The 4,354-nt window shown below is 54.7% G+C and carries 6 protein-coding genes; 4 read left to right on the top strand and 2 right to left on the bottom strand.

Going from position 1 to position 4,354, the window contains the following annotated elements; all coding sequences use genetic code 11:
- The 4 genes from ilvN to VMJ32_10910 form a co-directional block, all read left to right on the top strand.
- The coding region (ilvN, locus tag VMJ32_10925; protein HTQ39534.1) for an acetolactate synthase small subunit at positions 1-286 on the top strand (286 nt) is incomplete at its 5' end.
- Positions 287-378: 92 nt separating this feature from the next.
- On the top strand, positions 379-1,383 hold the full coding sequence (gene ilvC, locus VMJ32_10920) for a ketol-acid reductoisomerase (GenBank protein ID HTQ39533.1): 1,005 nt from the start codon (positions 379-381) through the stop codon (positions 1,381-1,383).
- Complete coding sequence (locus VMJ32_10915; GenBank protein HTQ39532.1) at positions 1,383-1,697, top strand: hypothetical protein; 315 nt, start codon at positions 1,383-1,385, stop codon at positions 1,695-1,697. Before ilvC ends, VMJ32_10915 begins: the two co-directional genes overlap by 1 nt.
- 80 nt (positions 1,698-1,777) lie before the next feature.
- Positions 1,778-2,683, top strand: a complete 906-nt coding sequence (locus VMJ32_10910; protein HTQ39531.1) for a radical SAM protein — start codon at positions 1,778-1,780, stop codon at positions 2,681-2,683.
- A 60-nt stretch (positions 2,684-2,743) separates the two neighbouring features.
- On the opposite strand, the gene VMJ32_10905 is transcribed toward VMJ32_10910, so the two are convergent.
- Both VMJ32_10905 and VMJ32_10900 read right to left on the bottom strand, forming a co-directional pair.
- Entirely contained in the window at positions 2,744-4,072 is a 1,329-nt protein-coding gene (locus VMJ32_10905) for a hypothetical protein (GenBank protein ID HTQ39530.1), read from the bottom strand.
- Positions 4,069-4,354, bottom strand: a 286-nt coding sequence (locus VMJ32_10900; protein HTQ39529.1) for a hypothetical protein, incomplete at its 5' end; no start/stop codon positions are given. The genes VMJ32_10900 and VMJ32_10905, both read right to left, overlap by 4 nt.

Raw genomic sequence — 4,354 nt, 5'->3', positions numbered from 1 at the left:
CCGGGCCACCGGCGGCAAACGGCGCGAAATCCGCGAGCTGTGCGATATTTTTCGCGGCCGAATCGTGGACGTCGCCAAAGATCAAGTGATCGTCGAGATTTCAGGACAGGAAAAAAAAATCGAAGCGTTCATCGAAATGATGCGTCCGTTTGGCATTCTGGAACTGGCGCGCACCGGGCGAATTGCCATGGTGCGCGGCATTTGCCGGCCCGATTTGGCTGCCGCCGCGCCCGGCACGGATGGCATTCGAATGCCGGACACCGACGATGCAAGTTCCTTAGCATAAATGGCACGAATACTGGAACCGCTCCCTTAGTGAATTGCGGCTAATTGCAATCAACTGATCCCTGACCATAGTCAACCGACCACTGAGCAAAAATGCCCGCCAAAATTTATTACGACAACGACGCTGATCTTTCCGTTCTCAAAGGCAAGACCATCGCCATCTTGGGCTACGGCTCGCAAGGACACGCCCAAGCCCAAAATTTGCGCGATAGCGGCTGCAATGTGATTGTCGGTCAGCGGCCGGGCAGCAAAAACTGCGAACTAGCCGTCAGCCACAAGTTCAAACCGGTCAGCGCCGCGGAAGCCGCCAAGCAGGCCGACATCATCAATATTCTCCTGCCGGACGAAGTGCAGGGCGATGTCTACCGTAACGATGTTCGCCCGAATTTGCAGGAAGGCAACGTGCTGATGTGCTCGCACGGGTTCAACATTCACTTCGGTCAAGTCGAGCCGCCGCCGGGTGTCGATGCCTTGCTGGTGGCGCCCAAAGGCCCTGGCCATTTGGTACGCAGCGAATTTGAAAAAGGGGGCGGCGTGCCATGTCTCATTGCATTCAGTCCGGGTGCGAGCGAAACCACAAAAAAAATCGGCCTTGCTTATGCCAAGGGCATCGGCGGTACGCGCGCCGGCGTAATCGAAACCACGTTCGCCGAGGAGACGGAAACTGATTTATTTGGCGAGCAAACGGTCCTGTGCGGCGGCGTTAGCGCGCTGGTAAAAGCAGGCTTCGAAACCCTCGTCGAGGCAGGCTATCAGCCCGAAATGGCCTACTTCGAGTGCATGCACGAGTTGAAGCTGATTGTCGATTTATTTTATCAAGGCGGCCTCAACTACATGCGCTACAGTGTTTCCAACACGGCCGAATTCGGCGACTATACCCGCGGCCCGCGCATTGTCACGGAACAAACCAAGGCCGAAATGAAAAAAATTCTCCACGAAATCAAATCGGGCCAGTTCGCTCGCGAATGGATTTTGGAAAACAAGGCCAATGCCCCGGCGTTCAAAGCCATGCGCAAAGCCGACCGAGAGCATCCGCTGGAAGTGGTTGGTCGCCGCCTGCGAAAACTGATGCCCTGGATTAACGCCAAAGAAGTGTAATGTTCACGGAGGCTGCCTTGGAGACGGTGCCGACTTATCCCATTTCGCAGGCCGAAGCACAGTCGCGCCGACTGTTCGCTCAACTTCAGCCCAGCGACCGCGTGGAAGCCACCCATGAAGTCAAAGTGGGCTTACAACGCTGGACGGCTAAAACCGTAGGCACTGTGGTTCGTTGCGAACGCCGCCAGCACGGCTTGCACTTTTGTCGGCATTCGGATGACAAAGTGTACAGCGACGTAATTATTCTTAAGCGCGACGATGGTGAGCTCACGACCATTACGATGGACGAGTATACAGTCTTGCGACGGATTTAATCTGCCCCGTTTCCAGCGTATGATTCCGTGGGCCTCAACTGCATTGCCGACGGCCGACCATTCCCTCGATTGATCAAGTCATGTCCAGTGCCGCCGATAATACGTCTCAACCCCGTGCGGAAAGCACTCCGCTGTTTACCCGTCACGAGCGGACATTCGAAAATTTCCGCTTCGTGTATCCCGTGCTGAGCCGTCGGGCTCACGGGCTGTCGCTGGGCGTGAATTTGAATCCCGACAAGGTATGCAATTTCGATTGCATTTACTGCCAGGTCGACCGGACTACGGCGGCCGAGAACACGTTTGTGGAAACCAGGCAATTGCTCGACGAACTCGACATGGGTCTGCGTTTAATCCTATCGGGTGACATTTATCAAACGGAAAAATTTCGCCACACTCCACCGGCGCTACGTCGTCTGAACGACATTGCTTTTTCCGGCGATGGCGAGCCGACCACCTATCGCAACTTCGACGAATTGATGGCTGAGTGTGCCGAGATGAAGCGGCAACATCGGCTTGCCGACGTGAAAATGGTGCTGATCACCAACGCCAGCATGTTCCACCGCGAGCATGTTCAGCGGGGGCTGGCGATTTTGGACGAGAACAACGGCGAAATTTGGGCCAAGCTGGAAGCCGGCACAGAAGAGTATTTCAAACTTGTCGATCGCACGACGATTCCGTTTCAGCAAATTCTAGATAACATTGCCGCAGCGGCCCAAGTGCGCCCGCTGGTGATTCAAGCCCTGTTCATGAACGTGAGTGGACAACCACCGCCACCGGCCGAGCAGGAAGCGTTTTGCGATAGGTTGAACGAAATCACCGCCGGCGGCGGAAAAATCAAGCTGGTGCAAATCTACACGGTGGCTCGTCGCCCCGCGGAGAGCTTTGTAACACCACTCGCCGATGCAGAAGTTGATGCACTGGCAGATTTGGTGCGCCGAAATACTGGACTTGAAACGGTGGCCTTCTACGGCAGTACAGATTATTGATTTTGGCAGTCAGATGACGCTGTTTATATTGTGCGTATGGCATAACGATTTTGCCAATTGTTATTCGTGTTCAATCGGGTAGCCCGGCGGACCTATTCCCCAGTCGCCGGTTCGGTAATTGAATCGACCATTGTCGTCCACGCCGTTCCACCATACCGAGTAAATGACCAAGCCTTGATCGGTTTTCTTCAGCCGCAGGGGCTTTTGCGATATAGGGTCGGTAGTCGCTTCGCGTGGCAAGGAAAGCAGTTCGATGTCGTCGACCTCTTTCCCGTCTTGTTGCTGGATTGCTTCCATTGCATTGAGTACGCGCAAGCAGCGGCTGATCAGCAGATTTCGAGTGTCAGATTCAAACACGGCCAACTCGCTTGTTACCAAAGGGTTATTTCCTTCTAGCGCAGCAATTTGTGGGGTAGGCATTGCACGTCTCCTTTGCGGATTCCAGCTCCAATGAAACTCTGCGGGTGGCAGCGCGGCTGCAGACAATGCAACATCAAAAATACTCATTACGTTTAACTGCCAGTTCGTGATCGGCCAATGCAGAAAGGCCGGAATCTTCCCGGATTGCTCCTCCAACTCCAACTCCGAAATGGCAAATGCCCGGTCGCTGCGCAGAGCGTGCTGTAAAGGCGTCCGGCTTTCTTGCTCTGCCAAGGCTGCGTCCAGATTGCGCCGTACTTCCGGCGAAATCGGGCCAGCCCGCAAGGCTGCGTTGATTACTTCATAGGCATAATCTCGCATGGCCATCGAGAGCAGGTATTGCATGATCGTCGGTTCATGACTGCAGAGTGTCGCCAGATGCAACATTTGAATTCCCAATTCAGTCGCTTCATCCACCTTACCGGCGGCAATCTTGGCTGCCGCATGCCAGTACAGAAAATTAAAAGCGCCGCGAATTGTGCCGACATTTTGGTTTGACATCAGAGATTCGAGAAACTTCGTCGCCGGGAGTTGAAAATTCAATAGCGATGCATATTCCCGACACCGCGCTGCTTTGGCAAGAACCGGCAGAATGGCGGCATGCTTGTCCAGAATCTTATTCATCGCCGTTACCTGTTCCGCGTTAGGGAAACCCCTGTTATACCGCGCTTGATCGTATTCTTGGCCAGCCGGTGTACGTTCAAACTTGTCGTAATCTTTCCAGTATGCCGCTAGTTCGTCTGCTGTTTGCTGGATGTAAGTCGCCGCATTGTCAGCCGGTGGAATCGGCTTGGGCGACAAATCGGAAATCGACGTTGGCTCGCCGGCAGCGCGCAAGTCGGTAATCATCTGATTCCAGCGATGTTGCGCACGCCAAGCCAGCACGCCATTTACTAGGAGCGCCAGGCCAATCAGCAGCCCGAGGCCGATGGCAATTCGCTTGAAGGCGCGCTTGGAGCAAATTTTCATGACGACCCTTCCTTGCGGCCAAGAAATCCGCCTTTGACCCGCCGCTGAACTTCTTGTTCCAGCGCCGCTGCTTGTTGAGGGTTGAGTGGCGCGCCGGTTAAAGCCGTCAACTGTCGGGCTAGCTGGCTGCCGGTTTCCGCATCCGTAACATTGCCGATGGCGACTGCGACTTCGACGATGGTGCGTGGATCGGTTGTAGAAGCAATTTCTGCATGGTCTGACGGTGTTTCGCGGTCGTGCCAACTCACGGTCCAATTCAAACCAATCCCCAGCGCCAAAATC

This window comes from Pirellulales bacterium (genome assembly GCA_035499655.1).
Classification (GTDB): Bacteria; Planctomycetota; Planctomycetia; order Pirellulales; family JADZDJ01; genus DATJYL01.
The sequence above is the reverse complement of the archived record's forward strand: the minus strand, read 5'-3'. Positions and strand labels throughout refer to the sequence as shown.

Coding starts and splice junctions, on each gene's coding strand:
- ilvC (HTQ39533.1), top strand. CDS start 379: ATGCCCGCCAAAATTTATTACGACAACGACGCTGATCTTTCCGTTCTC.
- VMJ32_10915 (HTQ39532.1), top strand. CDS start 1,383: ATGTTCACGGAGGCTGCCTTGGAGACGGTGCCGACTTATCCCATTTCG.
- VMJ32_10910 (HTQ39531.1), top strand. CDS start 1,778: ATGTCCAGTGCCGCCGATAATACGTCTCAACCCCGTGCGGAAAGCACT.
- VMJ32_10905 (HTQ39530.1), bottom strand. CDS start 4,072: ATGAAAATTTGCTCCAAGCGCGCCTTCAAGCGAATTGCCATCGGCCTC.